29 protein-coding genes and 1 riboswitch are annotated in these 24,776 nt (G+C 69.8%); of the genes, 19 read left to right on the plus strand and 10 right to left on the minus strand.

Features of this window, described 5'->3' with window-relative positions:
- Positions 1-153: 153 nt before the first annotated feature.
- Entirely contained in the window at positions 154-2,019 is a 1,866-nt protein-coding gene (locus tag J2Z79_RS02020; RefSeq protein WP_209465184.1) for a methyl-accepting chemotaxis protein, read from the minus strand.
- Between the two features lie 234 nt (positions 2,020-2,253).
- On the opposite strand from J2Z79_RS02020, the gene tpx reads away from it, so the two are divergent.
- Positions 2,254-2,739, plus strand: a complete 486-nt coding sequence (tpx, locus tag J2Z79_RS02025; protein WP_245301912.1) for a thiol peroxidase — start codon at positions 2,254-2,256, stop codon at positions 2,737-2,739.
- A gap of 59 nt (positions 2,740-2,798) precedes the next feature.
- Here the strand turns inward: tpx and J2Z79_RS02030 are convergent, their stop codons facing one another.
- The 3 genes from J2Z79_RS02030 to J2Z79_RS02040 all read right to left on the minus strand — a co-directional run bounded on the left by J2Z79_RS02030 (position 2,799) and on the right by J2Z79_RS02040 (position 5,215).
- Positions 2,799-3,692, minus strand: coding sequence for a cation diffusion facilitator family transporter (locus tag J2Z79_RS02030; protein WP_209465186.1), 894 nt, complete (start codon positions 3,690-3,692; stop codon positions 2,799-2,801).
- Positions 3,693-3,908: 216 nt separating this feature from the next.
- A complete protein-coding gene (locus J2Z79_RS02035) occupies positions 3,909-4,508 on the minus strand; it encodes a helix-turn-helix domain-containing protein (RefSeq protein WP_209465187.1) in 600 nt (199 codons plus the stop codon).
- A 20-nt stretch (positions 4,509-4,528) separates the two neighbouring features.
- Positions 4,529-5,215: an RNA polymerase sigma factor gene (locus J2Z79_RS02040; protein ID WP_209465188.1), complete on the minus strand. Its 687-nt coding sequence runs from the start codon at positions 5,213-5,215 to the stop codon at positions 4,529-4,531.
- A 220-nt stretch (positions 5,216-5,435) separates the two neighbouring features.
- On the opposite strand from J2Z79_RS02040, the gene J2Z79_RS02045 reads away from it, so the two are divergent.
- Both J2Z79_RS02045 and J2Z79_RS02050 read left to right on the plus strand, forming a co-directional pair.
- The gene (locus J2Z79_RS02045) at positions 5,436-5,591 is read left to right on the plus strand and encodes a hypothetical protein (RefSeq protein WP_209465189.1); all 156 of its coding nucleotides are present in this window, start codon (positions 5,436-5,438) and stop codon (positions 5,589-5,591) included.
- Positions 5,592-5,613: 22 nt separating this feature from the next.
- Positions 5,614-5,841, plus strand: coding sequence for a hypothetical protein (locus J2Z79_RS02050; RefSeq protein WP_209465190.1), 228 nt, complete (start codon positions 5,614-5,616; stop codon positions 5,839-5,841).
- A gap of 38 nt (positions 5,842-5,879) precedes the next feature.
- Here J2Z79_RS02050 and ypeB read toward each other — a convergent pair whose 3' ends face one another.
- Positions 5,880-7,286, minus strand: a complete 1,407-nt coding sequence (gene ypeB / locus J2Z79_RS02055; RefSeq protein ID WP_209465191.1) for a germination protein YpeB — start codon at positions 7,284-7,286, stop codon at positions 5,880-5,882.
- Positions 7,287-7,298: 12 nt separating this feature from the next.
- Positions 7,299-7,991, minus strand: a complete 693-nt coding sequence (gene sleB / locus J2Z79_RS02060; protein ID WP_209465192.1) for a spore cortex-lytic enzyme — start codon at positions 7,989-7,991, stop codon at positions 7,299-7,301.
- 129 nt (positions 7,992-8,120) lie between these two features.
- A riboswitch (TPP riboswitch) is annotated at positions 8,121-8,227 on the plus strand.
- 71 nt (positions 8,228-8,298) lie between these two features.
- Here sleB and thiT point away from each other — a divergent pair.
- The 4 genes from thiT (at position 8,299) to J2Z79_RS02075 (ending at position 10,572) form a co-directional block, all read left to right on the plus strand.
- A complete protein-coding gene (gene thiT / locus J2Z79_RS02065; protein ID WP_425353528.1) occupies positions 8,299-8,856 on the plus strand; it encodes an energy-coupled thiamine transporter ThiT in 558 nt (185 codons plus the stop codon).
- A gap of 150 nt (positions 8,857-9,006) precedes the next feature.
- The gene (locus tag J2Z79_RS18750) at positions 9,007-9,132 is read left to right on the plus strand and encodes a hypothetical protein (protein ID WP_280953547.1); all 126 of its coding nucleotides are present in this window, start codon (positions 9,007-9,009) and stop codon (positions 9,130-9,132) included.
- A 92-nt stretch (positions 9,133-9,224) separates the two neighbouring features.
- On the plus strand, positions 9,225-9,638 hold the full coding sequence (locus J2Z79_RS02070) for a hypothetical protein (RefSeq protein WP_209465194.1): 414 nt from the start codon (positions 9,225-9,227) through the stop codon (positions 9,636-9,638).
- 1 nt (position 9,639) lies between these two features.
- Positions 9,640-10,572 (plus strand): aminopeptidase, encoded by a 933-nt coding sequence (locus J2Z79_RS02075; RefSeq protein ID WP_209465195.1) that lies wholly within the window; start codon positions 9,640-9,642, stop codon positions 10,570-10,572.
- A 35-nt stretch (positions 10,573-10,607) separates the two neighbouring features.
- Here J2Z79_RS02075 and J2Z79_RS02080 read toward each other — a convergent pair whose 3' ends face one another.
- The gene (locus J2Z79_RS02080) at positions 10,608-11,138 is read right to left on the minus strand and encodes a hypothetical protein (RefSeq protein WP_209465196.1); all 531 of its coding nucleotides are present in this window, start codon (positions 11,136-11,138) and stop codon (positions 10,608-10,610) included.
- Positions 11,139-11,208: 70 nt separating this feature from the next.
- Positions 11,209-11,973: a fumarylacetoacetate hydrolase family protein gene (locus J2Z79_RS02085; RefSeq protein WP_209465197.1), complete on the minus strand. Its 765-nt coding sequence runs from the start codon at positions 11,971-11,973 to the stop codon at positions 11,209-11,211.
- A gap of 150 nt (positions 11,974-12,123) precedes the next feature.
- Here J2Z79_RS02085 and J2Z79_RS02090 point away from each other — a divergent pair, with 150 nt between their 5' ends.
- Positions 12,124-12,654: a YceI family protein gene (locus J2Z79_RS02090; protein WP_209465198.1), complete on the plus strand. Its 531-nt coding sequence runs from the start codon at positions 12,124-12,126 to the stop codon at positions 12,652-12,654.
- 132 nt (positions 12,655-12,786) lie between these two features.
- On the plus strand, positions 12,787-13,791 hold the full coding sequence (locus J2Z79_RS02095; protein WP_209465199.1) for a hypothetical protein: 1,005 nt from the start codon (positions 12,787-12,789) through the stop codon (positions 13,789-13,791).
- Positions 13,792-13,857: 66 nt separating this feature from the next.
- Here the strand turns inward: J2Z79_RS02095 and ychF are convergent, their stop codons facing one another.
- On the minus strand, positions 13,858-14,961 hold the full coding sequence (gene ychF, locus J2Z79_RS02100; RefSeq protein ID WP_209465200.1) for a redox-regulated ATPase YchF: 1,104 nt from the start codon (positions 14,959-14,961) through the stop codon (positions 13,858-13,860).
- 136 nt (positions 14,962-15,097) lie between these two features.
- Between ychF and J2Z79_RS02105 the strand changes: the two genes are divergently transcribed.
- From J2Z79_RS02105 to J2Z79_RS02145, 9 genes are all read left to right on the plus strand, one after another.
- A complete protein-coding gene (locus J2Z79_RS02105) occupies positions 15,098-15,769 on the plus strand; it encodes a Crp/Fnr family transcriptional regulator (RefSeq protein WP_209465201.1) in 672 nt (223 codons plus the stop codon).
- 477 nt (positions 15,770-16,246) lie between these two features.
- Positions 16,247-16,555 carry a cupin domain-containing protein gene (locus J2Z79_RS02110; protein WP_209465202.1) on the plus strand — a complete coding sequence of 103 codons (309 nt, stop codon included), beginning with the start codon at positions 16,247-16,249 and terminating at the stop codon, positions 16,553-16,555.
- 26 nt (positions 16,556-16,581) lie between these two features.
- The gene (locus J2Z79_RS02115; protein ID WP_209465203.1) at positions 16,582-17,853 is read left to right on the plus strand and encodes a hypothetical protein; all 1,272 of its coding nucleotides are present in this window, start codon (positions 16,582-16,584) and stop codon (positions 17,851-17,853) included.
- A gap of 14 nt (positions 17,854-17,867) precedes the next feature.
- Positions 17,868-18,188, plus strand: coding sequence for a metal-sulfur cluster assembly factor (locus J2Z79_RS02120; RefSeq protein WP_342589398.1), 321 nt, complete (start codon positions 17,868-17,870; stop codon positions 18,186-18,188).
- Between the two features lie 82 nt (positions 18,189-18,270).
- Positions 18,271-19,158, plus strand: coding sequence for a peptidylprolyl isomerase (locus J2Z79_RS02125; RefSeq protein ID WP_209465204.1), 888 nt, complete (start codon positions 18,271-18,273; stop codon positions 19,156-19,158).
- 81 nt (positions 19,159-19,239) lie between these two features.
- The gene (gene hemL, locus J2Z79_RS02130; protein WP_209465205.1) at positions 19,240-20,535 is read left to right on the plus strand and encodes a glutamate-1-semialdehyde 2,1-aminomutase; all 1,296 of its coding nucleotides are present in this window, start codon (positions 19,240-19,242) and stop codon (positions 20,533-20,535) included.
- A complete protein-coding gene (locus J2Z79_RS02135) occupies positions 20,535-22,430 on the plus strand; it encodes a P1 family peptidase (RefSeq protein ID WP_209465206.1) in 1,896 nt (631 codons plus the stop codon). Before hemL ends, J2Z79_RS02135 begins: the two co-directional genes overlap by 1 nt.
- Before the next feature lie 180 nt (positions 22,431-22,610).
- Positions 22,611-23,591, plus strand: coding sequence for a tetratricopeptide repeat protein (locus J2Z79_RS02140; protein ID WP_209465207.1), 981 nt, complete (start codon positions 22,611-22,613; stop codon positions 23,589-23,591).
- Between the two features lie 94 nt (positions 23,592-23,685).
- Positions 23,686-24,030, plus strand: a complete 345-nt coding sequence (locus J2Z79_RS02145; RefSeq protein WP_209465208.1) for a hypothetical protein — start codon at positions 23,686-23,688, stop codon at positions 24,028-24,030.
- Between the two features lie 25 nt (positions 24,031-24,055).
- Here the strand turns inward: J2Z79_RS02145 and J2Z79_RS02150 are convergent, their stop codons facing one another.
- Positions 24,056-24,403: a gamma-glutamylcyclotransferase family protein gene (locus tag J2Z79_RS02150; protein ID WP_209465209.1), complete on the minus strand. Its 348-nt coding sequence runs from the start codon at positions 24,401-24,403 to the stop codon at positions 24,056-24,058.
- A 131-nt stretch (positions 24,404-24,534) separates the two neighbouring features.
- On the opposite strand from J2Z79_RS02150, the gene J2Z79_RS02155 reads away from it, so the two are divergent.
- A complete protein-coding gene (locus J2Z79_RS02155) occupies positions 24,535-24,765 on the plus strand; it encodes a hypothetical protein (RefSeq protein ID WP_209465210.1) in 231 nt (76 codons plus the stop codon).
- Positions 24,766-24,776 lie beyond the last annotated feature (11 nt).

A 24,776-nucleotide genomic window follows, 5' to 3' on the forward strand; every position in this document is an offset into this window, starting at 1 on the left:
ATCGGAAGCAGTGTGGCACAGCTTCCGCGGCCGGCCTGGTGCGCTGCCTCGGGGCCCCAGCTGGTCTTCCCGGACGCGACAGTGGGCTGGACGCTGCGTCCAGCCCACTGCTCGCATCGCAACACCCGGTGCTCAGCGCTTCACGCGCGCTGCTCACACCCTGAAGTTCCCCACCTGCTCCTTCAGCCCGGTGGTGATCTGGTTCAGGCTTTCCGCATGGCTGGCCACGCCGTCGGCGACGGCGGCCAGCTCTTCGACCGAGGCGGAGACCTGCTCCGCCGCGGCGGCGTTCTGCTGCGCGGCGTCGACGATGGCCGAGACGGTGGAGAGCGCCTCGTTGGCGCTGTCGGCCATCTCCTCGGTGGCGGCCGTGTTCTCCGCCGTGACGGCGGCGAAGCCCTCGAAGGCCTTCATCGCCACGTCCACCTCCCGCTGGAGGTTGGCGGCGCCGACTGCCACTTTGCGCACGTCCTCGGCTGCGCGCCTCACCGTCTGCAGGATCTGCTCCAGCTGCTCACCGGCCCGGGACGCCAGCCGGCCGCCCTGCTCGACCTCGGTGGAGCCCTCCGCCATGGACTCGACCACCTGGGCCGTGCGCTCCTGGATCTGCGTGATGAGGGCGCTGATCTCCTGGGCGGAGGCAGCCGAACGCTCCGCGAGCCGCCGGACCTCCTCGGCCACGACGGCGAAGCCGCGCCCGTGCTCCCCGGCCCGGGCCGCCTCGATGGCGGCGTTCAGCGCCAGCAGGTTGGTCTGGTCCGCGATCTCCGAGATCACCGCCGTGATCTGGCCGATCTGTGCGGATGCCTCCTCCAGTTCGCCCATCCGGGCGGTGGACATGCCGACGACCTCCCGAATCCGGGCCATCGACTGCACCATCTCCTCCACCGCACCGGCGCCCTCGGAGGCGATGCGGGCCGCCTCCTCTGCGCTGCCCGCCACCTGGTCGGCCTGCGCGGTCATCTGCTCGATGGCCTTGGCCGCACGGTGCAACAGCGACGATGCCTCCTCCAGGTCGCCGGAGGAGCGGTTCGCCCCGGAGGCGATCTGCCGGATCGACTCACGCAGCTCCTGAATGACCGTGTCGATGTTCCGGGCTGCGGCGGCCTGCTGCGAGGTGCCCTCGGCCACCACGGTCACGGCCCTGGCGGCGTCCTGCGCAGCAGATGCGGCCTGGGCCGCCGCCGAAGACAGGTCGCCCGAGACCTGAAGGCCCGTCTGCACCGTGCCCTGCATCCGCACGACCAGGTCGCGCAGAAAGGCGACCATCTGGTTGAAGCTGCCGGCCATCTCCGCCAGCTCGTCCCGCCCCCTGACGTTCTCCAGAGCCCGGGTCACCTCGGGGGTGAGGTCCCCTGACGCCAGGCGCCGCGCCGCCTGCGCAAGCGCCTCCACAGGCCTCGTGATCTTCCGGGCGACCAGGAAGGAGATGGCGAGCCCGAGCAGCACCGCCAGCCCCGCCGCCCCCGCGGCGATGATCTGTGTCAGCTGGACTGCCTCAGCCGCCTCCCGTGAGGTCTGCTCCACCCGCGTCCGGTGGTGCTCCAGCAGGCTGGCCAGGGCCGCGCTGTTGTTGTTCCGGACCGTCTCGAGCGAACGGCTCATCCAGTTGATCTCGGCCTGCTCAAAGCGGTCCCGACTGAGGAGGCGCTCGGCGAAGGCCACGAACTCGGTGAAGCGGCGCTGCACGCCGTCGATCAGCGTGGCCATTTCCGCATCGCCGTCGGCCGCCTGGGCCAGACTATCGAGCATCGCACTCACCCGGTTCCGGGTCTCCATAAACGTCTGCTTCTGCGCCGGATCAACCGTGGCGGTGTAGGCGGAAGCTGCGTAGGCCAGTTCGATCAGGTCGCGCTCAAGCTGCTGCACCTCAACCATCCGCAGCAAAGCCTGCTCCTTCGCGGTGTTCGCCTGCTGCACCGTCTGCAGTCCCCAGTTGCCGACCCACGCGACGAGCGCCGTGAGCGCGATGAGCAGGATGGAGAGTCCGAACAGGCGTCGCTGGACCGTCCACTTCATCAACGAATACCCCTTTCACCCGACCCGACGTGATCCGGAGAAAGTAACTCGGTAACACAAGTATAGTGTCAATGGTTGACTGTTTCAAGTTTGCTACAACCTATCAGGCAAGATCCGGAGCCATAATCTGCCTGAGGCCGTCACGGGTAACGGGCACTCACCGTCTTAAACATGGCAGTTACAAAAATCCTGCTTTCGGAGGGAAACGCTGTGGAGCGTCCTGGAGCTTTTCAGTTGAAGGGTCCCGTGACCCTCGTCGGTCCCGAGCTTCGGGTGGGCGATGTGGCCCCCGCCTTCACCGCCGTGGCCAATGACCTCACCACGGTGGAGTCGTCCGCCTTCGCGGGCAAGGTGCGCATCATCTCCTCGGTGCCGTCGCTGGATACGGGCGTGTGCGACACCCAGACCCGCAAGTTCAACGAGGCGGCTTCCAGCCTCGGCGAGGGGGCCGTGGTGCTGACCATCTCCTGCGACCTGCCCTTCGCGCAGAAGCGCTGGTGCGGCAACGCCGGCGTCGACCGGGTGGTCACCCTGTCGGACTACCGGGATCACGCCTTCGGCAAGGCATACGGCACCTACATCAAGGAGCTGGCCCTGCTCTCCCGGGCTGTCTTCGTCGTGGACCGGAACGACCGCGTCGTCCACGTGGAGTACGTGCCTGTCGCCGGGCAGGAGCCCAACTACGACGCCGCTCTTGAGGCGGCCCGGGCTGCGCTGTAAGCGAGTCGTGCTTGGAGAACATCAGGGCCGACCCTTTGCAGGGTCGGCCCTGTCGACGATCAGCCCGTGCACGAATCCAGGTCCGGCTCCACGTGAACCTGCACCGCGCCCACGTCGGCCAGGCTCGTCAGGGCCTGCTCCACCCGGTCGGCCACGGCGTGCGCCTCTACGACGGTCAGGTGGCGGGGGACGAGGACGGTGACGTCTACGGCCACCGTGTTGCCCAGCGAGCGGGCCCGCAGGTCCTGCACGCCGGTGACCCCCTCGATGCCGGTGACGACGCCGTGCAGCGCCGCGATGCGCTCCCGGTCGGCGAACCCGTCCATCAGCATGTGTGCGGCGCCTGAGCCGATGGACCAGGCCGTGCGGGCGACGAGCACCGCCACCGCCAGGCCCGCCAGCGGGTCCGCCCAGGTCCAGCCCACGTTGCTGCCCACAATGCCCGCGGCCGCTCCGAGGCTGATCAGCGCATCGGAGAGGTGGTCGTACGCCGCCGACTCCAGGGCGCTGCTCCCGCACCGCCGCGCGAGCCGCAGGTTGTAGGCGTAGACGGCCAGCAGGAGCGCGGCGGAGCCCAGCGCCACCCAGAGGGACCAGCCCTGCGGCGCCTCGCGCCCGGGCGCCACCAGCGAGAGGACGGCGCTGCGGCCCACCTCGAGGCTGGCGATCCCCATGATCGTGGCCACGATCAGCGAGGCCACCCCTTCGGCCCGGGCGTGGCCGTACCGGTGTTCTTCATCGGCCGGCCGCTGGGCGACCATCAGCCCCAGCAGCACGGCAACCGAGCCCAGGACATCAGTGGCGTTGTTCACCCCGTCGGCCGTGATGGCCTGCGAGCCCGCAAGCCAGCCGACGGTCAGCTTCGCGGCGGTGAGAAGGCAGTACGTGGCGATGCTCAGCCAGGCACCCTTCTGACCTTGCGACTGCTGCGGGGCCGGATTCGTCTCTACCACCGCGCGTTCCCCCAGTCTGAACGTGGCCAGGGGTTTCCCTTCGGCCAAAAAGTTTCCGGCGGGAAAAACTCCATAGACGACGCAAGACCCGCACCGCTGGTCAAGCGGCACAGGTCTTTGTCATCCCATATGGAAATGGTAGCATGCGCACGGCGGTCCTGACAACCGAAGTGCCTGGAAATAGGGCGAAGAGACCAGGTCTATGGTGCCATGTGACTACGGCGCCGAGGGCCCCTCGCCGGACTGCGCTTCCTCGCAGTCGCACTCGCTGTCCAGCATGTGCTCCATCGCGCCGGTGGTGACGCAGAGGATGCGCGCAGGGGTGGTGCCGCAGTTCTCCACCCGGTGCGGGATGTACCCGTTCCAGTGGAGCGAGTCCCCCTCGCCGAGGATGAGTTCCTCGTCCCCCTGCCGGTAGCGCACCGAGCCCTGCAGGACCAGGTGGCACTCCTCGCCCTCGTGGGCGTGGTGGTCGCCGCCGGTGGCGGCGCCCGGCGCCAGCTCGATCAGCATCATCTTCAGGCTCCGGCCCGGGGCGGAGAGCAACTGCACGCTCAGCCCCTCGCTGCCCAGGGAGTACCCCTGCCGCTCGTTCGCCCGCACCACGTGGGCCCGCTCCTCCTGGGAGATGAGCAGCAGGGCGATGGGCACGCCGAGCCCGGCCGAGAGCCGGTCGAGGGCCTGGAGCGAGGGCGAGGCCTTATCGTTCTCCAGCTGGCAGATGAAGCCCTTCGACAGGCCGCTGCGCTCCGAGAGCTCCTGGAGGGTGATGCCCTTCTGCGTGCGCGTCTGTCGAATGCGATGGCCCAGGGACATGGCTTTACCTCCTCGGTAGGTCAGGCCAGGTCGGTGGCAGCCGCGGAGGTGTACCCTGGCACGTAGACGCCGGCGTCGAGCACCCGCTTCAGGGCCTGGCGGGCCCGGTGGAGGCGGGCCTTCAGCGCGCCGACCTCGATGCCCAGCATGTCGGCCACCTGGCTGTTGGAGAGGTCCTCCAGGTCCCGCAGCTCCAGGAGCCGCCGCTGGCTCTCGGGCAGCTTGTCGAGCGCGGCCCGCACCACGTTCTCACGGTACTGCTGCTCGAGGTAGACGTCGGGGTTGTCGGCGGGCTCGTCGTCCAGGATCGCCAGGGAGGTGGACGGCGAGAACTCCAGGGCCGCCTCCAGCGACTCCGCAGCCGTACGCCCGCGCTTGCGGCGGATGTCGAGGCAGGTGTTGGCCGCCAGCCGGTACACCCAGGTGCCGAAACGGGAACGACCCTGGAACTTGGGCAGCGCCGCCATCAGCTTTACCAGGATCTCCTGCACGGCGTCCAGGGCGTCGTGGTGGTTGCCCAGCATGCGGTACGAGAGGCGGTAGAGCCGGTCCTCGTACCGCCGGACGATCTCCTCAAAGGCCGCCTTGTTCCCCTTCAGATAGGCGGCCACCAACTCCTCGTCGGTCGGTACGGCCACCGGGTGAGGCCGCTGCTCGGGAATGTGGCTGACCGGTACCTCGGAGAGTGCTGCGCTCGTGCCTGCCATCTAGGAAGACCTCCCCTCAAGGCACTTCTATGTAATGGGGTAAACTTCGTTTGGTCTGATTAAACATTACCACGTGGGTTTGCCGGAAGTCAACGGGGTTTGCTAGAACAAAACCTGATTTTCTCAAGGCTGATGTATAATAAATGCGTATACCGTCTCCCGCATACCAAAATGGAACGCCCCGGCTGCGGGGCAGACTGAAATGCGGGAGGTGTTGCAGATGAGCGAGCAGCCCCAGGGCTGCACCGGCGAGCGGTGCAAGGTGCCGGGTATGTACAGCTGCACGTCCGGAGAGAAGCAGTACTACGGCGAGGGTGAGCCGTTCGGTCCCTGCCCGGCCACGGGCCGGGAGACCCGCTGGGTGCGGGTAACCTAGCGAGGTGCCCGGGGGAGACTAGGTGCGGGAGGTGATGGGCATGTACGCCGACCCGCGCGTGACGCCCACGGGCGACACTGCACCCGACAACCCGGCTCTGGGCCGGCTGACCGTCGAGCGGCTGGGGCTCGAGCTGGCCGCCGAGCTCGGCGTGGATCCCAGCGGCCTTACCCCGGCCGGGCTGAGCCACGAGGCCGTCCGCCGGTACGAGGCCGAGACCCACAGCCCGAACCAGCAGGGAAACGGCTGAGACGCGCGGGACTGCCCCCTTTCGGGGGCAGCGCCGCGTCAGAGGGTGAACGTTCCGCCCTCGGTCTCGATCAGTTGGAGGATCTGCTCCTCCGCGCCCGTCTCGGCGTTGATGTAGACCAGGAAGATGCCGTCGTCCATCCTCCCCTGGAACTCGTAGGCGAGCCGCTCGCCGGTACCCGCCGCGTCCGGGATGAGCGCCAGCTGCACCCGGGTGACCTGCAGGGCGGGGTTCAGCCTGGCCCTGGCCTCATCGGCCGAGATGCGCGGCGCGGGCAGCGTGCGCGGACGGTGGTGGGTCAGGTACTGCCGGGCGTCGAGCCCCAGCACCTCGCCGTTGTCCAGGGCCACTTTCACCTTGGCCTGGTCGGGGTAGACGATCACGTCCCCCTGCCGGTAGGCGTAGGCGACGAAGGCCGTGCCGTCCTGCACCTGGGCGAAGGTGGGCACCATATCGGGGTATCCGACCCGGGCCAGGTACTCCCGGCCGATGGCCCGGGCCCGCTCCAAGTCCAGCGTCGGGCTGCCCAGCACCCTGTCGTTCAGCAGCGTCAGCAGGCGGCCGCCCTGCAGGGTGATCTCGGCGGTGACGGTGTAGGTGCTGCCGCGGGATGCCGCCGGCGCCAGCCGGAAGGAGAAGGCCGGGAGGTTGCCGCCCGTCTCCGTCACGTCCACGGTGCGGTAGCTGTCGAAGTTGGGCAGCAGGGAGGCCAGACGCTGCCCGGCCTCCTCCCGGGAGACGGCGGGGCCGGAGAGCGCCGGCGGCGTCTGGTTCACGTGGTCGGAGAACGGGCCGTCGTAGATGAAGACGGGCATCTGCTCGAACTTGGTGGCCATCTGCGCCCAGCCGCCGTCCAGCAGCGCGGCCATGGCCGGGCTCTGGGCGCCGGCCGTCGCAACCGGCGGTTCGACGCGGCGGAACAGCGTGGACCAGCTCAGCCGGACCGGCCGGTGCCAGCGGAAGCCGCCCCGGTTATACTGGGTCAGCATCTCGTTCAGCTGCTGGCTCAGTGCGGCCGACTCCCGGCGCAGCCGCGCGAGTTCGGCACGTTCTGCCTCGGTCATGGGGCGGCCCGCGGCCTCGTCCCGCAGGAGAGAGAGGGAGAAATCGCCCACCTGCTGGAGGAACTTGCCCGTGGCGGTGGAGACCTCGGGCGGGAGGGGGAGGGACGCGAAGGCGGCGACGGCCGCGGCGGCGTGCCGGTTGACGTCGGCCATGTAACGCATGTTCTGCCGCTCGCTGCCCGTGGCGAGCCCCTTGCCCAGCATCGCCTGGATCTGCTCCACGTGATGGGCCATGTCGACGAAGTTGCGCTGCCGCTCCGCCTCCAGGGCGTTGGCCAGCAGCTGGTTGTGCTCGTTCAGCTGGAAGGTCCAGGCCGCCCATACCGCGATGGCGATGGCGCCCAGCAGGCTGACAGAAAGCCAGGTCAAGACGCGACGCATGGGCTCATCCTCCTACTTGGCGAAGACGTGGTTACCGATCCGCTTGATGATGGGCCGCGTCCATATCCAGCCGCTGCTCGCCTTTTGCGGGTTCCAGAAGAACAGGGCGCCGCCCGAGGGGTCCCAGCCGTTCAGCGCATCCTGGGCGGCGCGGATCGCGCTGGACGTGGCCGGTGCGTAGATCGTGCCGTTGGTGACCGACTCGAAGGCGTGGGCCTGGTAGACCACGCCGGCCAGGGTGTTGGGAAAGCGGGAGTCGCGCACCCGGTTCAGGATGACCGCGGCCACCGCGACCTGTCCCTCGTAGGGCTCGCCCCGGGCCTCGGCCGAGACCACCCGCGCGAGCAGGTCGCGCTCTCCCTCCCGGCTGCCCGCGGCTGCGGTCGTCTGCGCCGTGGCTGCCCCGCCGGGCGCGCCGCCCCAGTAGCCGAGCGCCGCCCAGGTTTCGGGCCCGACCACCCCGTCGACGGTGAGCCCGTTGCGCTTCTGGAAGAGTGTCACGGCGGCGTAGGTCTGGCGGCCGTAGATGCAGTCCACGGCGCCCGTGTAGTACCCCCACGCCTTGAGCCGGCGCTGGGCCACGCAGACATCGTTTCCACGGCTCCCCCAGCGCAGGGTGGCCCGTGCCTGGGCCTGCGCATTCCAGGGGAACGTGATGACCAGAAGCACGGCGACAATGGCCGCTGCCAGCGCACGCGTTGCCATCCTGTTACAGCCTCCCTGTGTCGCTCTTCCCTTCACCTCCCTAACGTGCCACGGCCCGGCCCGAAGTATGCCAGGGGGATTGCCCGGCCGGAACGCAAGGGGTATACTGAAGGCAGCATCATACTGGCAGAGAGCCGCTAGGGGAGCCGTGGAAACGGCTGAGAACCGGGGTGAACCCCGGGACCCTGTCACCTGATCCGGGTAATACCGGCGTAGGGAAGCGAGCCTCGCGGACCTCCGTTCCGCAGCTCGCTGGGCTGCGGTTTTTTCGTGCCACGAGAATGCGAGTATGCTTGGTCGCATGGAGGTGTCCGGATTGTCTGATGCCCGTCATCGTCTGCTCCGCCTGGTCGAAACCGCCGTCATGATCGGGGCGGCCGTCGCCCTGTCGTTCGTGAAGGTCTGGGAGATGCCACAGGGCGGTTCCATCACCCTCGGCTCCATGGTTCCGATCATCCTGATCGCGCTGCGCTACGGCGCAGGGTGGGGCGTCACCGCCGGGGCCGTTGCCGGTATCCTGCAGTTCATCATCAAGCCCGAGTTCTACCACCCCGTTCAGGTCCTGTTGGACTACCCCGTCGCCTTTGGCGCGCTGGGCCTCGCGGGCCTCGCCCGGGGAAGCGGCGTGCTCGCGCAGGCCTGGCTGGGCGCGCTGGCGATCGCCGGCCGGTTCGTGGCGCACCTCGTCTCCGGCGTGGTCTTCTTCGGCGAGTACGCGCCAGCCGGGCAGAGCCCCTGGATCTACTCGGCCATCTACAACGGTACCTACCTGCTGCCCGAGGCCGTGCTGAGCGGCGTGCTGCTGATGGCGCTGCTGCCCGCGCTGGAGCGGGCGCTGCCGACCCGGGCGCGCTCGGTACACTAGTTCGTCCCGTGCGCAACAGTGGAAACCGACCCGGCCGGGGCGCGTGGGTGCAGGCAGGCACCCCGCGTTCCCGGCCGGGTCGGAGCGCGCCTGCACCCGCTCCCGCGATCCGCACACCTTCGTCATAACGAAGAGGGGAGGTCGCACAGGATGCGGGCAAGGTTTAACCCGGCCCTGGTGGTGGCCGCGGCCATCGCCGCCGTCTGGGCCGGCGCGTGGCTGATCGGCTACCTGGCGGGCTACTCCGGCGAGCCGGAGACGTTCCTCAGGCCGTGAGGAAGACTAGTCCCATCCCGCGCCGAGCGCCCGGGCGGGCAGTGCCCCAAGGGGGCCGGAGCAGCGGAGATGGAGAGAAAGAAGGATGATCATTGGAACACCAGGAGCCAGTCGTCTACCTGCCCACCGAGGCGGGGACCGCCATCGGACCGGATGGGCGCAAGATGGTCTTCTTCAGGGTGCCCCCGCTGGAGCTGATGATCAAGCAGGTGCTGGCCTCGCAGCCAAAGGAGTACTCGTACCGGTGGGGTTACCATCCCGGTGAGCGTATGTACGTGCTGCTGTTCGGCTGGCCCAGCGGCCACGGCGCCGGGCTGGCGATCCCCGAGGGCCCGGGCGACGCCGTGCTGAACTTCATGCTGGGCACCAGCGACCTGTATATCACGGTCGAGCCGGTTGCGGAGCGCCTGTCCGGACAGGTGACCCCGGAGGTGATCGACCGGCTCCGCTACGGGCTGACCGTTCACCTGCCCGACGTGAAGTTCAAACCGGAGGACGGCGACTGAAATGGCTTCGTGGACGGAGACCGTGCTCTGCGAGAGCCTCGGCCTGCGGCCCGGCGAGCGGGTGCTAATCATGGCGGATGCCCCGCTGGCCGAGGCGGCCGAGGCTTTGGCCGCGGCCGCCGGGGAGGCGGGCGCGGGGCGCGTGGCACGGTTCGCCCTCCCGGAGCCGCGGGCCGGCCTCCAGCTGGTTCCCCGGGGCCTGGCCGCGGCGGCGGGCGGGGCGGACGTGCTGGTCTGCCTGCGGTCGGACCTCGACCTCGCCCGTGAGGACGCGCCGGTGCGGGCCGCCCGGGGCGCCCTCCGGCAGGCCGGGCGCGGCCGCCTGGCCGTGCTGGCCCAGGTCGACCTGGCCGTCCTGGAGGCGACCCTCGAGCACGGCCTGGCCGAGGTGGAGCGCCGGGCAGAGGAGCTGGCCGGACGGATGCGGGCGGCCGCGGGCGCTCACCTGACGGCCCCCGGCGGCACCGACCTGCGGCTCTCCTGGGCGGGACGGCCGGTCCTGGCGGAGACGGGCCGGCTCCAGGAGCCGGGGAGCGCCGGCAACCTGCCACCGGGAGAGGCCTACGTGGCGCCCCACGAGGCCCGGGCGGACGGGCGGCTGGTGGTGGACGTCGCCCTGGGAGACATCCCCCTGGACGGGCCGGTGGCGCTCACGTTCCGCCAGGGCAGGGTGGTGGAGGTGGCCGGCGGGAAGGCCGCGGCCGAGCTGCGGCGCCGGCTGGGCGACGACCCCTGGGCCTGGACCATCGGCGAGTTCGGCCTGGGCGCCAACCCGCATGTGGCGCCCTGCGACCGGGTGTCCCTGGCGGAGAAGGCGCTGGGCACGGCACACGTGGCCCTGGGCGGCAACCGGGCGTTCGGCGGCCGCAACCCCGCCCCCACCCACTACGACTGCGTGATCGCCGCACCCGCGGTGCGATACCTGGACGCGTAGAAGGGCCTGCCCCCTCGGGGACAGGCCCTTCCATGTCACGCCTCTGCGCGGTCCTCTCCGGTCTCCGGGTCGTCGGCCTCCGCCGCCCCGAACAGGCCCAGGTGGCCCAGGCCGGTGCCGGTGGCCGGCACGTCGAGGGCCGAGGGCAGGCTCTCGAGGATCCGGCCGGAGATCTCCAGCAGCCCCTGGATGGCGGGCCAGACGGCTTCCAGGGCAGGCTCCAGGATCGCGGTCCACTCCACCACCACGGGCTCCGGCGCGTAGCTCCAGCCGGTGGATGGGTACGTGTCGGCGGGCTTCTGTGCGCCCCAGCCGGGGCTGCCTTTCCAGGCGGGCGGCTGCGGATTCCAGCCGGGGCCGCCCGACCAGGGGCCCTGCTGGGAACTCCAACCGGGACCGCCGGGCAGCTGCGAGCCCCAGCCTGGGCTGCCCGATCCGGCATGTGGCTGCCATCCCCAACCTGAACCGTCCGGCCAGGCGGACGGCGGGTAACCCCAGCCAGGCCATGCCTTCCCGGCGTACGGCGACCACGGGGGCCGGCCCGGCGGCGGGTACGGATGCGGCATCTGCGTCACACCTTCCTGAGGGGGGTCTCTCCATTCTATGGCCGGGCCCCCCGGGAGGGTGTGGCCTGTGCTAGACCACCGGGTTGGCGAGCGTGCCGATGCCGGGGACGTGGATCTCGATCAGGTCGCCGGGGCGCATGGCGCCGACGCCCCTGGGGGTGCCGGTGAGCACCAGGTCGCCGGGCAGCAGCGTCATGATGTGCGAAAGGTGGCTGAGCAGCTTCGGCACCGGGTGGAGCATCTGGCGGGTGGAGCCCGACTGCCGCACCTCGTCGTTGCAGGTGAGCGTGATCAGCGCGTCCGAGGGGTCGATTCCCGCCGTGACCACCGCAGGACCGCAGGGGCAGAAGGTGTCGAACGACTTGGCCCGCCCGAAGCCGAACGGCGCATCGGCGCGCTGGAAATCCCGGTCCGAGACGTCGTTGGCAATGGTGTAGCCGAATACGTATTGAAGGGCGTCCTCCTCGGCGACGTTCTTCATCCGCCGGCCGACCACCACTGCCAGCTCGGCCTCCCAGTGGACGGTGTGCTCCGGGTGCGGCAGCACGATGGCCTCGCCGGGTCCGATGAGCGCGGAAGGGGCCTTCAGGAAGAACATGGGCTCCGGCGGGGCGACGTTGCCCAGCTCGGCGGCGTGGTCCTGGTAGTTCCGGCCGATGCACACGATCTTCGAAGGCTCGACGGGGGCAAGCAGCTGCACCGAATCCAGCGGGAAGACCCTGCCGGTGGGGCGGCCGCCGGCGTACGGGGCGGCGTCCAGCTCCTCGACGCTCCCGCCCGCTGCAACGCCCCAGCGGGCCGGGGCGTCTTCGGCCACGTAGCGGATGTAGCGCATGCGTCACCACCTCGCTCACTACTTCTGCGCCCCGGGCGCGAATCCTCTGCATATCCTTGCAGAAGCCGTACCTACTTACCCTTCGTCACCAACTAACAAGATGGAAGGCACGGGCACCCGACCCGGCCGGAGAGAGGAGAGGTGACTGAGATGGGAAAGAGTGTCTGGGTGGTTGATGCAGCGCACAGCCTGGCTGAGTTCTCCGTGAAGCACATGATGATCGCCACGGTCAAGGGTCGGTTCACGCAGATGGAGGGGCGCATCGAGGCGGACCCGCAGGACATCACCGGGGCCTCGTTCGAGGGCAGCGTCGCCACAGCTTCGATCAACACCGCCGACGAGGCGCGGGACCAGCATCTGCGCTCGGCCGACTTCTTTGACGCCGAGAACCATCCCACCCTCACGTTCAAGAGCACCCGCATCGAGCGCGACGGCGACGACTACAAGATGACCGGCGACCTGACCATTCGGGGCGTCACCCGTCCGGTCACGTTCGACCTGGAGTTCGAGGGCACCGGCAAGGATCCGTGGGGCAACGAGAAGATCGGCTTCTCGGCCACGACCAAGATCAGCCGCAAGGACTTCGGCCTCACCTGGAACGCGGCGCTGGAGACCGGCGGTGTGCTGGTGGGCGACCAGGTCAAGATCGAACTGCACCTGGAGGCGACCAAGCAGGCCTAGGCGCCGGCCGAGGGCAGTGCCAGCATTTGGCCTGATGTGAGATCAGTGCGGATTCCCCGCGGCGCGGCGAGGTCATGTATACTGAACAGGTTAGGTGACTCAACTATCCAGCAATATTCGAGGTGACCTCGCTTGAACAGATGGATCGCCCTCGCCGCCGCGGCGGCCCTGCTGGCCGGATGCGCCGGCGGCCCCGCCCGGTCGCCTGCGCCTGCGGGCCAGCCTGCGGCCTCCGCAGCATCCGAGCCGTCCGGTTCACCAGATCCGGCAGCGGGCAACGCAGAACCTGATACTCCCGTGACATCCGAACCGGATCCAGTGGCGCCCGCTCCCGACCACGAGGGCGAGCCTGCCGAGCTGACCTTCCAGGTGCACAGCGTCCCCGCGCCCGCCCTGGCCGACCTGCCTGCTGACCTGCAGGCCGAGATCAACGCGATCTCTGCGTGGGAGGCGGCTGAGCGGGCGGCGCTCTGGCGGCACGGCGTCACGCTGGCGGTGCCGCTCACCGTCGCCCCCACCCTGTCCGACCAGCTGGCCCCCGCCCGCCCGACCGGCGTGGACCGGGCCTGGGTCAGGCTGGTCGGCGCGGACGGGGACGCCGGTGCGTTTTACTTCCATGTGCAGGTGACCCGCCGTGACGCCGCGGGCCGCCTCGAGGTGGCGGGCGAAGACGTCGTGGCGGTCAGCCTGCTGGAGGGCGGCGCCCCCCTGGTGACCGGCTATGCCCACGCCGCACCGGCGGAGGCGGATGGCCGGGCCGGCGGTACGGTGGCGGTCTGGGCCGGCGCGGGTCCCGAGAGCTACACGGCCCCGGAGATGCTGCAGCTGCCGGCGCCGGTGGTGACCGACGCCGCGGGCAGCCACCTGGTTCCGGTCGCCGCTCTCGAGGCGGTATGGGAGGTGGCCTGGCTGCCGGACGGATCGGCGGCCCTGGTCCTGGGCGAGGGCGTCCGCACCGCGGCGCTGCCGGTGACCGACATCGGCGGCCAGCCCTACGTGCAGGTGGCCGATCTGGTGGCGGCCGTGGACGGGGCCCGCACCGCCTCGGCGGAGGCCAGTTACGCCTACGCCGTGGAGTGGCGGCCCGACCTGGGGCAGCTCTGCCTCTGGCGGGACGCCCGGCATCCGATCTCGTGACGGCCACATCACGGCAATGCGGAAGGGGCTGCCCACCCAAGGGGCAGCCCCTGTGCAATGTATCGACTAGACGTTGAAGCGGAAGGTGACCACGTCGCCGTCCTGCATCACGTACTCCTTGCCCTCGAGCCGCACCTTGCCGGCCTCGCGGGCGGCGGCCATGGAGCCGGCAGCCACCAGGTCGTCATAGGAGACGACCTCGGCCCGGATGAAACCCCGCTCCATGTCGGAGTGGATCTCCCCGGCCGCCTGGGGCGCCTTGGTGCCCCTGCGGATCGTCCAGGCCCGGGACTCCATCTCGCCGGCGGTGAGGAATGAGATCAGGTTGAGAAGGCTATAGCCGTGCTTGATCACCCGGTCGAGGCCCGATTCGGTCAGGCCCAGGTCGGCGAGGAAGAGCGCCCGCTCCTCGTCGTCCATCTCGGCCAGCTCGGCCTCGATCTTTGCGGAGATCGGCACGACCTCGCTGCCCTCGGCGTCGGCCAGTTCCTTCACCCTGGCCACGGCCGGCACGGCGAACGGGTCCGCCACCTGGTCCTCGGCGACGTTGGCGATGTACATCACCGGCTTGGCCGTGATCAGGTGCAGGTCCCGAAGCACCTTCACCTCGTCCTCGTTCTGGGGCGTCACGCTGCGGGCGGGGCGGCCGGCCTCCAGCGCCTCCTTCAGCCTGACCAGCAGGCCGTGCTCCACCTGGGCCTCACGCACGCCCGCCTTCGCCGTCTTGGCCACCCGGTCGAACCGCCGGTCCACCGTCTCCAGGTCGGCCAAAGCCAGCTCGAGGTTGATCACCTCGATGTCGGAGACGGGGTCCACCTTGCCGCTGACGTGAGTGATGTTGGGATCCTCGAAGCAGCGCACCACGTGGGCGATGGCGTCGACCTCACGGATGTGGTGCAGGAACTTGTTGCCCAGGCCCTCGCCCTGCGAGGCGCCCTTCACGATGCCTGCGATGTCGATGAACTTGATGGTGGTGGGCACGATGCGCCCTGAGTTGAACATCTTCGCCAGCACGGGCAGCCGGGCGTCGGGCACGTCCACCACGCCCACATTGGGCTCGATGGTGCAGAACGGGTAGTTGGCGGCCTCGGCACCGGCGCGGGTGATGGCGTTGAACAGGGTCGACTTGCCGACGTTGGGCAGGCCCACGATGCCGATCGAGAGTCCCATGGAAAGCCCCCCTCTGGTTCACACCCACAAGATTATATCGGATGCTTCTCTACCCTGCAATTGCAGGTAGGAGGGGATCGGAAGGCGCACGTCGTAGTTTCCAATTCCGGCCTCTCGATCCAGGAGGTGATCCCCCGTGTCGAACCTGGACTTCCTGCGGAGCCTGTCGCTCTTCCAAGGGGTCTCAGACGAGGAGTTGGCCCGCATCGCGGCCATCGCGCGCGAGCGCCATTACCGCAAGGGAACCATCCTGTTCAACGAGGGCGATCCCGGCGAGGCCATCTACTTCATCAAGAAGGGCAGGGTCCGGGTCTCCCGGCTCGCGGCCAACGGCCAGGAGCAGGTGCTGCGGGTGTGGGGGCCGGGCAGCGAGGTCGGCCTCGTGGTGCTGGCGGACAAGGCGCCGTACCCGGCCACCGCGCAGGTGACCGAGGACTCGGTGCTGATCGTCTTCCGGGTGGACGACCTCCAGGCGCTGATCCCGGAGAGCCGCGCCCTGGCAGCCAACGCCTTCTGCCTGGTGGGCCGGCGCCTCCGGCTTGCCCGCGACACCGCCCACGATCTGGCGGTGCACTCCACCCACGGACGGCTGGCCAACCTCCTGCTGCGCATGAGCGAGGAGCAGGGGTCGAACACCTTCACTCTGGGCATGACGCACCAGGAGATCGCCGGGATGATCGGCACCAGCCGCGAGACGGTGACCCGGGCGCTGGCCGACTTCCGGCGCACCCGCTGCATCGCGGTGCAGGGGGAAACGGTGACCATCCTCGACGAGCGCAAGCTCAGGGAGTGGATGGGTGAAACGTGATCGTAGGTGGGGAGGGGCGGCAGCCCCCTCCCCACTTGCCGTATCAACCTGCAACCGGCGCCGGGGCGGCGTGTATGGCCCGGCGACGGGGCAGCGGGCAGCAAGCGTCGCGGGGGAAGGGGCGGGACGGGGACGAAAGCCTCCGACTTACACACCAACCTGGCAACCGGCGCCGGGGCGGCGTGTACGGCCGGGCGCCGGGGCAGCGGGCAGCAACAGGCACGGGTGAAGGGGAGGGTCAGGCACGAAAGCCTCCGACTTACATACCAACCTGGCAACCGGCGCCGGGGCGGCGTGTACGGCCCGGCGCCGGGGCAGCGGGCAGCAACAGGCGCGGGGAGGGGGGTGGGGAGGGGGCGCCAGCCCCCTCCCCACTTTCAATGTGATCCATGTCACCCTGCCGCTGCGCGAAGACGCACGGGCAAGGCCGGGAAGTCCGGGTAGAATAAAGGAAACCGCCACGAGGAGGTAGATGGCATGCAGGTGCAGCTGACCCGAACGCAGGAGCCTGCGGCCGGACAGGTTTCTACCGAGATTATCCACAGCTGCCAGGACATGCGCGTGGTGCTGGTCCGCCTCAGCCCCGGCAGCGGGCTGCCGGCCTCCAGCAGTTCCTCGTCGGTGAGCCTGCAGGTGCTCAAGGGCCGGTGCGAGATGCTTTCCGGGTGCGAGTGGGCCCCCTCGGAGGCGGGGACGATCTGGTTCTACCCGCCCGGCGAGCCTTACGCGGCCCGGGCCACCGACGAGCCGGCCACACTGCTGGTCACCTTTGCGCCACGGCCATGAGCGGACCCGGCAAGAACTCGCCCCAGGTGATCGATCCGGCACGGTCACCGGCGCTCTACGTACCCATTGGCATGGCGCTGGCCGGCGTGGCGGGGCTGATCGTCCTCCAGGCGCTGCTGCTCCACAAGGCCCCCATGATCTTCGGCCCCTTCCGCTTCAACCCCGCGGCGCTGGCGGCGGCGCACACCTTTACCCTCGGCTTCGCCACCAGCGTGATGATCGGCGCCTTCTACCAGATCACCCCGGTGATGATGCTGGGGCGGCCGGTGGCGGGGCGCCTTGCCCTGCTACAGGGCGTCGTCTACCTATGCGGGGCGTGGAGCCTCGTGTGGGGCTTCTACAGCTCCTCCGGCCCCTGGATCACCGCAGGCGGCACGGCGGCCCTGCTCTCTCTGATCCTCTTCGCCGTGCTGGTCGGGTGCTCGATGCGCTCCGCCACGCAGTGGACCGTGGCGGGCCGCTTCATGGCCGTCGGCCTCTCCTTCCTGCTCGCCACCGCCATCTGGGGCCTGGTGCTCGCCTTCAACCTGCGGTACGGGTTCATCCCCAACAGCATGGACTACTCCCCGCTGGGGGCGCACGTGCTCGTCGGCTTCGGCGGCTGGTTCATGCTGACGGTCTTCGGCGTGTCGTACCAGCTGTTCCCCATGTTCGCCCTCTCGCAGCGGCAGGACGCCCGCACCGCCCACCTGACGCTGGGCCTGCTGGGCGCAGGGCTCGGGAGCGCGTTCATCGCCCTGCTCCTCCACCTGCACCCCGGCGTCACGGCCGGTTCGCTCGTGCTGGCGGCGGCGGGCATCGGGGTCTACGCGCGGGACGCGGCGGCCATCCTGCGGCAGCGCCGCCGCAGGGAGCTGGACCTCTCCATGCGCTACGCCCTCACCGCCCTCGGCTTCCTCGGGCTGGCCCTGCCGCTTCTGGTCCTGAGCCCCATGCGCCACGGGCTGGCGGTGCCCGGGGCCTGGCTGTTCCTCGTCGGGTTCGTGGCCACCATGATCCTGGGCATGCTGTACAAGATCGTACCGTTCCTGTTCTGGCACTACCTGCTCAAGACGCGGCGCTCGAAGACCCAGCGGCTGCCCAACCTGGACCAGATGTTCTCGCTCCGGGCGGCCAGGGCCGGCTACTGGTGCTGGACCGCCGGTGTGGTCCTGACCGGACTCCTGCTGCTGGGCGGCGCCTTGGAGCTGTGGGACGCCCGGGGGCTGGTTCGGGTGAGCCTGCCGCTCAACCTCGCGGCCAGCCTGCTGTTCGCCGGGACGATTCTCCAGGTGCTGCAGGCGAAGCCGCTCGACTGAAAGGAGAGATCGACGTGGAATCCAACGTCGGAGCCGACAAGGTCAGCCTGGCGCGCACGCTGCTGCGCAACGTATACGATCCCGAGATCGGCATCAACATCATTGACCTGGGCCTTGTCTACGACCTGAAGGTGGACGACGCCAACCGGTGCCGGGTGCTGATGACCTTCACCACGGCAGGCTGCCCGGTGGGCGGCCACCTGGTGAACGAGGTCTACGAGGCCCTGGGGGTGCTGGACTTCGCAGACGTGAAGGTCGACATCACCTTCGACCCGCCCTGGTCGCCGCAGCGGATGTCCGACGAGGCGAAGCGGCAGCTCGGCTGGACGCGCTGAGGTTGCGGTTGGCAGCGGGCCGGAACTGCGATACCATACGAATGGTACCCCCCTGAACCTTACGTTGAAGGAGCGTGTCACGTTGGCAAGTTCAAGTGGCGGCCGGATGACCACGGCCCTCGCGGTGGCGGCCACTCTGGTGATCGCCGGTGTGGGCGGCTACTTCCTGGGCACCCGCACCGCGCAGCCGGGGACCGGCGCCGAGGTTGTGGCGACCGTGAACGGGGAGAAGATCACCCAGGCGGAGCTGTACGAGCAGCTGGTGGACGGCTATGGGTCCCAGGTTCTGGAAAACATGATCCTCGCCCGGCTGGTGAACCAGGAGGCGGCGAAGGCAGGCGTGCAGGTGACCGACGCCGAGTTCGAGGCCGAGCTGGCCAAGGTGAAGGCCTCCTTCGGCGGCGACCTCGCCTACGAGCAGACGATCAGGCAGTACTTCGGCATGTCCGATGCCCAGTTCCGCGACTACCTGCGGATGCAGATGACGGCCACGCGGGTGCTGGAGAAGCAGCTCGCGCCCGACGACGCCACGCTGAAGCAGCACTTCGACCAGCAGCAGGCCTCGGAGGAGACGCGCCAGATCATGGCGCGCCACATCCTGGTGGCGACCGAGGAGGAGGCCCGGGAGATCAAGGCTCAGCTGGACGGCGGCGCTGACTTCGCCACCCTGGCGCGCGCGAAGTCCACCGACCCCGGGAGCGCCGAGAACGGCGGCGACCTCGGGATGTTCGGAAAGGGCGCCATGGTCGAGGCGTTTGAGCAGGCCGCCTTCGCCCTGGGCGACGGGCAGATCTCGGAGCCCGTGCAGTCCAGCTACGGCTGGCACATCATCCAGGTGACCATCCCCGACTTCGAGCGCGACAAGGAGAAGATCCGGGAGCAGTACGTGAACGAGAAGGTGAACGAGCGCTTCACGCCCTGGCTTACGGAGCTGAGGCAGAACGCGCACGTCACCAACAAGCTCGGATAGCTGATGAGCGGGGCCAGGGGGAAACCTCTGGCCTGTCGCGCTTGAAAACGAGTGGAGAATCTGGTCAGGAGGGTGTGATGGATGCCGCTTGATCTCAGCAGGAGCCAGGCGTTGTTCGCGGCCTCGCAGGAGGTGATCCCCGGCGGCGTGAACAGCCCCGTGCGGGCGTTCCGCGCCGTGGGCGGTACGCCCCCCTTCATCGAGCGGGGGGCGGGCTGCCGCATCTACGACGTGGACGGAAACGCCTACATCGACTACTGTCTCTCCTGGGGCCCGCTCATCCTCGGCCACTGCCACCCGGAGGTGGTGGCGGCGCTGCAGGAGACCCTGAGCAGGGGCACCTCCTTCGGCGCGCCCACCGAGCTGGAGCTGCGCATGGCACAGAAGGTGATCGACTGCCTGCCCTCGGTCGAGGTGGTCCGCATGGTCAACTCGGGCACCGAGGCCACCATGTCCGCCATCCGCCTGGCGCGGGCCTACACCCGCCGCTCGAAGGTGATCAAGTTCATCGGCTGCTACCACGGCCACCACGACTCCATGCTGGTGCGGGCCGGCTCCGGTGCGACCGACCTCGGCGTCCCCGACTCGCCCGGGGTGCCGGCGGCCGCAGCCGCGGGCACGATCAGCATCCGCTACAACGATCTGGAGGGCGTCGAGGCGGCCTTCCGCGAGTACGGCTCCGACATCGCCGCCGTCATCGTGGAGCCCGTGGCCGCGAACATGGGCCTGGTCCTGCCGCAGCCCGGCTTCCTGGAGGGGCTGCGCAGGGTCACCCGCGAGCACGGCGCCCTGCTGATCTTCGACGAGGTGCTCACCGGTTGGCGCGTGGCCTACGGCGGCGCCCAGGCCCACTTCGGCATCGACCCCGACCTGACCACCTTCGGCAAGGTGATCGGCGGCGGCCTGCCCGTGGGCGCATACGGCGGCAAGCGGGAGATCATGTCCATGGTGGCTCCCTCCGGCCCCGTCTACCAGGCGGGCACCCTGTCGGGCAACCCCCTGGCCATGACGGCCGGGCTGACCACCCTGGAGGTGCTGGGCCGGCCCGGAAACTTCGAGCGGATCGTCGCCCTGACCGAGCGGCTGGTCGCCGGGCTGAACCAGGTGCTGGAGCGGCTGGACCTGCCTTACCGGGCTGCCAGCATCGGCACCCTGTTCGGGCTCTTCTTCACCACCGAGCGGGTGGTGGACTACGAGACGGCTCTCACCGCAGACACCGGGCTCTTCAGCCGGTACCACCATGCCATGCTGCGACGGGGCATCTACCTGGCCCCCTCGCAGTTTGAGGTGGGCTTCATGAGCCTGGCGCACACCGAGGCGGAGGTGGATGCGACCGTGGCCGCCGCCGAGGAGGCCCTGCGGGAGGCGCTCGGCTAGTGAAGGCGCGCTGGCGGCTGCTCCTGCTGGCCGGCATCCTGGCGCCGGCGGCGATGGGCGCGGCCGGGCTTGTACTGGCCAGGCTGGCCACCGGCCGGGTGCCCGACCTGCTGCACGTGCCCTCCCGGCAGGTCCTGCTGGTCGGGCTGGCGGCGGCGGGCGCCTCGCTGGGGCTCGTGGGGCTCGCCTCACGGCTGAGCAAGCGGCTGGAGGAGGCCCTGCGGCAGACGGGCACCCGGGCCGGCGAGGAGGCGCTCCGGGCGGCGGGCTATCCGGTGATGCTGGTGCTGGTGGTCACGTCGGCGCTGGGCGAGGAGCTGCTGTTCCGCGGCGGGCTCCAGCCGCTGGTCGGCCTGCTGCCCGCCGCCTTTCTCTTTGGCTTCAGCCACGGCGGCTGGCAGCGGGAGAACTGGGCGTACGTGGTGGTGGCCGCCCTCTCGGGCAGCATCTTCGGCGCGGCCTACGCGCTGACGGGCGACCTGTGGGCGCCGGCCATCGGCCACAGCATCCACAACGTCCTCTCCACGCTGCTGCTGGGCCGGCGGGTGGAGGTGGAGTGGCGGGGCCGCTGGCCGGTGATCCGCCTGGTCCCCGAGCAGCCCGAGGCCGAGGAGCAGCCCGCCAGGGAGGAGGTGTCCGGATTGGCGTTCCCCAGCCCGTACCCGCCCCGGCCGACGGCCCGGGCGCTGGGCCTGGTCACGGGCCGCCTGCCCACCGGGCCCAACAATGACATCTGCGACGTCGCCGGGGTGCGCGTCGGCCACGCCACCCGGGTCGAGGGCGAGGGCCCGCTCCAGCCGGGGCAGGGCCCGGTCCGCACGGGCGTGACGGCGGTCCTGCCGCACGGGGGAAACCTGTTCCAGCACAAGGTTCCCGCCGGGCTCTTCGTGCTCAACGGCTTCGGCAAGGCGACCGGGCTCGCCCAGGTGGCCGAGCTCGGCACCCTGGAGACGCCGATCCTGCTCACCAACACCCTCTCCGCCTTCCGGGCCGCGGACGAGCTGGTCAGCTACATGATCGAGCGCAACCCGGAGATCGGCATTTCCACCAGCACGATCAACCCCGTGGTGGGGGAGTGCAATGACGGCTACCTGAACGACATCCAGGGTCGCCACGTCACCGCCGAGATGGTGCGGGCGGCCCTGGACGGAGCGGCCGGGGGGCCTGTGCAGCAGGGTGCGGTCGGCGCGGGCACCGGCATGGTCTGCTTCGGCTTCAAGGGCGGGGTCGGCTCGGCATCCCGGCGGGTGGACCGGTACCTCCTCGGCGCGCTGGTGCTGGCCAACTTCGGCCGCCGCGCCGACCTTCTGATCCACGGCGTGCCCGTGGGGCAACTGCTGGAGGAGGAGGCGCGGGAGGCCGAGCGGGCGGCGCGGCCTGACGAGCCGGCGGCTCGGCCCGAGGAGCAGGCGAGTGCGCCTGATGCGGCGACAGCGCCCGCCGCTCAGTCCGACGAACTGCAGCCGGAGGCCCGGCCGTCAGAGGCCGGGAAGCCGCCCGGGGCCGACGAGCCGCCGCCCGGTTCCGTGATGATCATCCTGGCCACCGACGCGCCGCTGGACGCCCGCCAGCTGACCCGGCTGGCGAAGCGGGGCGCGCTGGGCCTGGCGCGGACGGGCGGCAGCGCGTCGGGCGGCAGCGGCGACTTCGTGCTGGCCTTCTCGACCGCCAACCGGGTCTACCACAAGTCCAACTACCCGCTGCAGGCGGCCACGCTCCTGCGGGACGACTCCGGGGTGATGGACGACCTCTTCCGGGCGGCCGTCGAGGCCGTGGAGGAGGCGGTGCTGAACGCCCTCTTCACCGCGCAGACCGTCGTGGGGCGTGACGGCCACGTCGCTCCGGCCCTGCCCGTTGAGAAGGTTATGGCCTGGATAAGCAGGCCTGATCACTGATCTCCCATAAATCTCTTGCAAGCTGGAACGAACCTTCTCGAGAGCATTTACGTATATGAGACTGGGAACACAAACTCTCCAAGCGATGATGTTCAACACAACCTAATCCATGGTCGCCTCGACGTCGCAAGGCACGCCGCCGTTGGCTTCATCCCACGAAAAAAGGGGATGTAAAACAACATGGTGGACGCGTTAGCCCGCCTCGCGGAGGAAGGCCGATTCGCCCGGTGTATCGACACGGCGGATCAGATGATCAGCCAGGGGGGGTGGACACCCGCCCAGCTTGCGGCCATCCACCTGATCAGCTGCCGCTGCCGGCTGCAGCTGCAGGATGCGCACGGCGCCCTGCGGTCCGGGGCGGCCGCGGCGGCGCTGGCGAGGCAGGAGCGGGAGTACGACCTGTTGGGTCGGGCGCTGCTCTACCAGGGTACCGCCCATGCGGCGCTGGCGCAGTACGATCAGGCGCTGCGCTGCTTCTACGACTACTTTACGCACATGACCGGATACCGGGAGGCCCGGCAGCTCGAAGGGGCGGTCTGGAAGCACCTCGGGGTCACGTACCAGCGGCGGCTGGAGCCCGAGAAGGCCGCTTACGCCCTGGAGGAGGCGCGGCGGTGGTTCGCCGCGCGCAACATCGACTACGGTGCCTTCACCAGCACGCACGACCTGATCAACGTTTACCTCTACATGGCCGAAACCGACCGCAGCAAGTTCCACGCAATACGCAGCCTGCTGACCGAGCAGCGCGCCGTCGCGCAGCGGCACCCCGCCGAGCCCTACTACGCGGGCACCTACCTGCTGGACCTCGCCGCCTGGCTGGCCCGCTCCGGCCGGCCGCGCCAGGCAGCGGTCGCGGCTGCGCGGTCGCTGGAGGTCTACCGCGGGGATCGGACACATGCCTTCCATTGCCACCTGCTCCTCCACCGGTGCCAGCTTGCCCGGGGGGATGGGCGGAGGGCGCTGGGGCACCTGCTGGCGGCCTGGAGCGACGCGGTGGCCGCCGGCAACCCCGAACTGGAGCACCTGGCAGCCGAGAGCCTGGCCGACGTGCTGGAGCGCGAGGCCTCCGAGATCATGCGGGAACTGGGGGCGCTCCAGCCGTCCTCTGCTTCAGCGCCCCGCCTTCCGCTGCACGGATCCGTCCGGCGCGACCTGCAATAGGGCAGAAGACGACAGCCCCCGGCCGGGGGCTGTCACCTTTTGGCCCGGAGGTGGGCAGACTAGTGCCAAATCTGGGCGGAAGGGCGGTTGAAGCGTGACTCACGAGCTGCAGCGGGCGGTGGACGAGACTTTCCGAGCGCTGGAGGAAGCCGAGCCGCTCAGCCCCGGCCAGGTGCGGGCGCAGCTCCGCCTCAGCCAGCTCGCGGCCGGCGCGGGCAGGTATGTGGAGGCGCTGGCCTTTGCGCTGGCGGCCCGCGCCACGGCCCGGGAAGGCGGGCTGCACGGGCTGGAGCGCATCGCTCGGGTGCTCCTCTTGACACACGTCGAGACCGGAGGTTGGACCGCCCTCAGCGAACTGGCTGCCGCCCTGCACGCGCAGGGCGTTGATCTGTACGAGTACATTGACCCGGGAGAGGTCATCGGCGGGGCCCTGACGTGAAACGGAGCCCGGCGTCTCGCCGGGCTCACGGGATGAGGCGGGTGCGGAAGTAGTTGAGGTTGCCCACGTAGGTGAAGGCGTTGATGGCGCCGTGGCGGCCCTGCACCTGCACGAGCCGGCGTGTGTACGGGGCCGGCACGGTGTGGACGTTCTCGTAGAGGTCCAGCCGTTCCCAGTCGGGGAAGTGGAGGCCAAAGTACACGGTGCCCTCGCAGGCGGCCCCGGGCTCCGGCAGGATCACCGGATAGCCCAGCGTGGTCTCCCAGCGCCGGTAGCCGTGGAGGACGGCACGGACCCCGCCCGCCGGCGTCCGGCCCAGGAGCCGGGCCAGCGTGCGCCGGTCCTCCAGCGTGCCGTAAGCGAACAGGTTCACCCCCAGGCCCCCCCGGTCGGCCGTGTGATCGCCTCTAGTTTACCAACCGCCCGCGATCGCGTCTACCGCTGAAGGGGATTGGCCGCGCACCGGAGAAACCTCTGGGAGTTTCACCCGCAGGGGGTGTGGCCGTGCAGTCCCGCCTGTTCGCGCCGGGGCGCCTGCTGATGGCGGAGGTGGTCTCTGTTTACCGGGACCGGGCGATCCTGGCCTTCGGCGGCGGGGTCCGGCTCGAGGTAGCCCTCAGGGCGCCGCTGCGGGAGGGCGAGCGGGTGAGGGTGCGGGTGGAGCCCCGCAGCCCCGGCCGCGGTCTGGTCCTGCGGCTGGTCACCGGCGAGGAGCGCCTCGACCGGTTGCTGTAGGCCGGCGTTAG

The organism is Symbiobacterium terraclitae (genome assembly GCF_017874315.1).
In the GTDB taxonomy this organism is placed as follows: Bacteria; Bacillota; Sulfobacillia; order Symbiobacteriales; family Symbiobacteriaceae; genus Symbiobacterium; species Symbiobacterium terraclitae.

What these genes read in the sequence shown, in the direction of transcription:
- hemL (WP_209465205.1), top strand. Translation starts at nt 19,240, where the DNA reads ATGCCGCTTGATCTCAGCAGGAGCCAGGCGTTGTTCGCGGCCTCGCAG.
- J2Z79_RS02085 (WP_209465197.1), bottom strand. Translation starts at nt 11,973, where the DNA reads ATGCGCTACATCCGCTACGTGGCCGAAGACGCCCCGGCCCGCTGGGGC.
- J2Z79_RS02080 (WP_209465196.1), bottom strand. Translation starts at nt 11,138, where the DNA reads ATGCCGCATCCGTACCCGCCGCCGGGCCGGCCCCCGTGGTCGCCGTAC.
- J2Z79_RS02045 (WP_209465189.1), top strand. Translation starts at nt 5,436, where the DNA reads ATGAGCGAGCAGCCCCAGGGCTGCACCGGCGAGCGGTGCAAGGTGCCG.
- J2Z79_RS02040 (WP_209465188.1), bottom strand. Translation starts at nt 5,215, where the DNA reads ATGGCAGGCACGAGCGCAGCACTCTCCGAGGTACCGGTCAGCCACATT.
- ychF (WP_209465200.1), bottom strand. Translation starts at nt 14,961, where the DNA reads ATGGGACTCTCGATCGGCATCGTGGGCCTGCCCAACGTCGGCAAGTCG.
- ypeB (WP_209465191.1), bottom strand. Translation starts at nt 7,286, where the DNA reads ATGCGTCGCGTCTTGACCTGGCTTTCTGTCAGCCTGCTGGGCGCCATC.
- J2Z79_RS02020 (WP_209465184.1), bottom strand. Translation starts at nt 2,019, where the DNA reads ATGAAGTGGACGGTCCAGCGACGCCTGTTCGGACTCTCCATCCTGCTC.
- J2Z79_RS02090 (WP_209465198.1), top strand. Translation starts at nt 12,124, where the DNA reads ATGGGAAAGAGTGTCTGGGTGGTTGATGCAGCGCACAGCCTGGCTGAG.
- J2Z79_RS02075 (WP_209465195.1), top strand. Translation starts at nt 9,640, where the DNA reads ATGGCTTCGTGGACGGAGACCGTGCTCTGCGAGAGCCTCGGCCTGCGG.
- J2Z79_RS02140 (WP_209465207.1), top strand. Translation starts at nt 22,611, where the DNA reads ATGGTGGACGCGTTAGCCCGCCTCGCGGAGGAAGGCCGATTCGCCCGG.
- J2Z79_RS18750 (WP_280953547.1), top strand. Translation starts at nt 9,007, where the DNA reads ATGCGGGCAAGGTTTAACCCGGCCCTGGTGGTGGCCGCGGCCATCGCC.
- sleB (WP_209465192.1), bottom strand. Translation starts at nt 7,991, where the DNA reads ATGGCAACGCGTGCGCTGGCAGCGGCCATTGTCGCCGTGCTTCTGGTC.
- J2Z79_RS02110 (WP_209465202.1), top strand. Translation starts at nt 16,247, where the DNA reads ATGCAGGTGCAGCTGACCCGAACGCAGGAGCCTGCGGCCGGACAGGTT.
- J2Z79_RS02035 (WP_209465187.1), bottom strand. Translation starts at nt 4,508, where the DNA reads ATGTCCCTGGGCCATCGCATTCGACAGACGCGCACGCAGAAGGGCATC.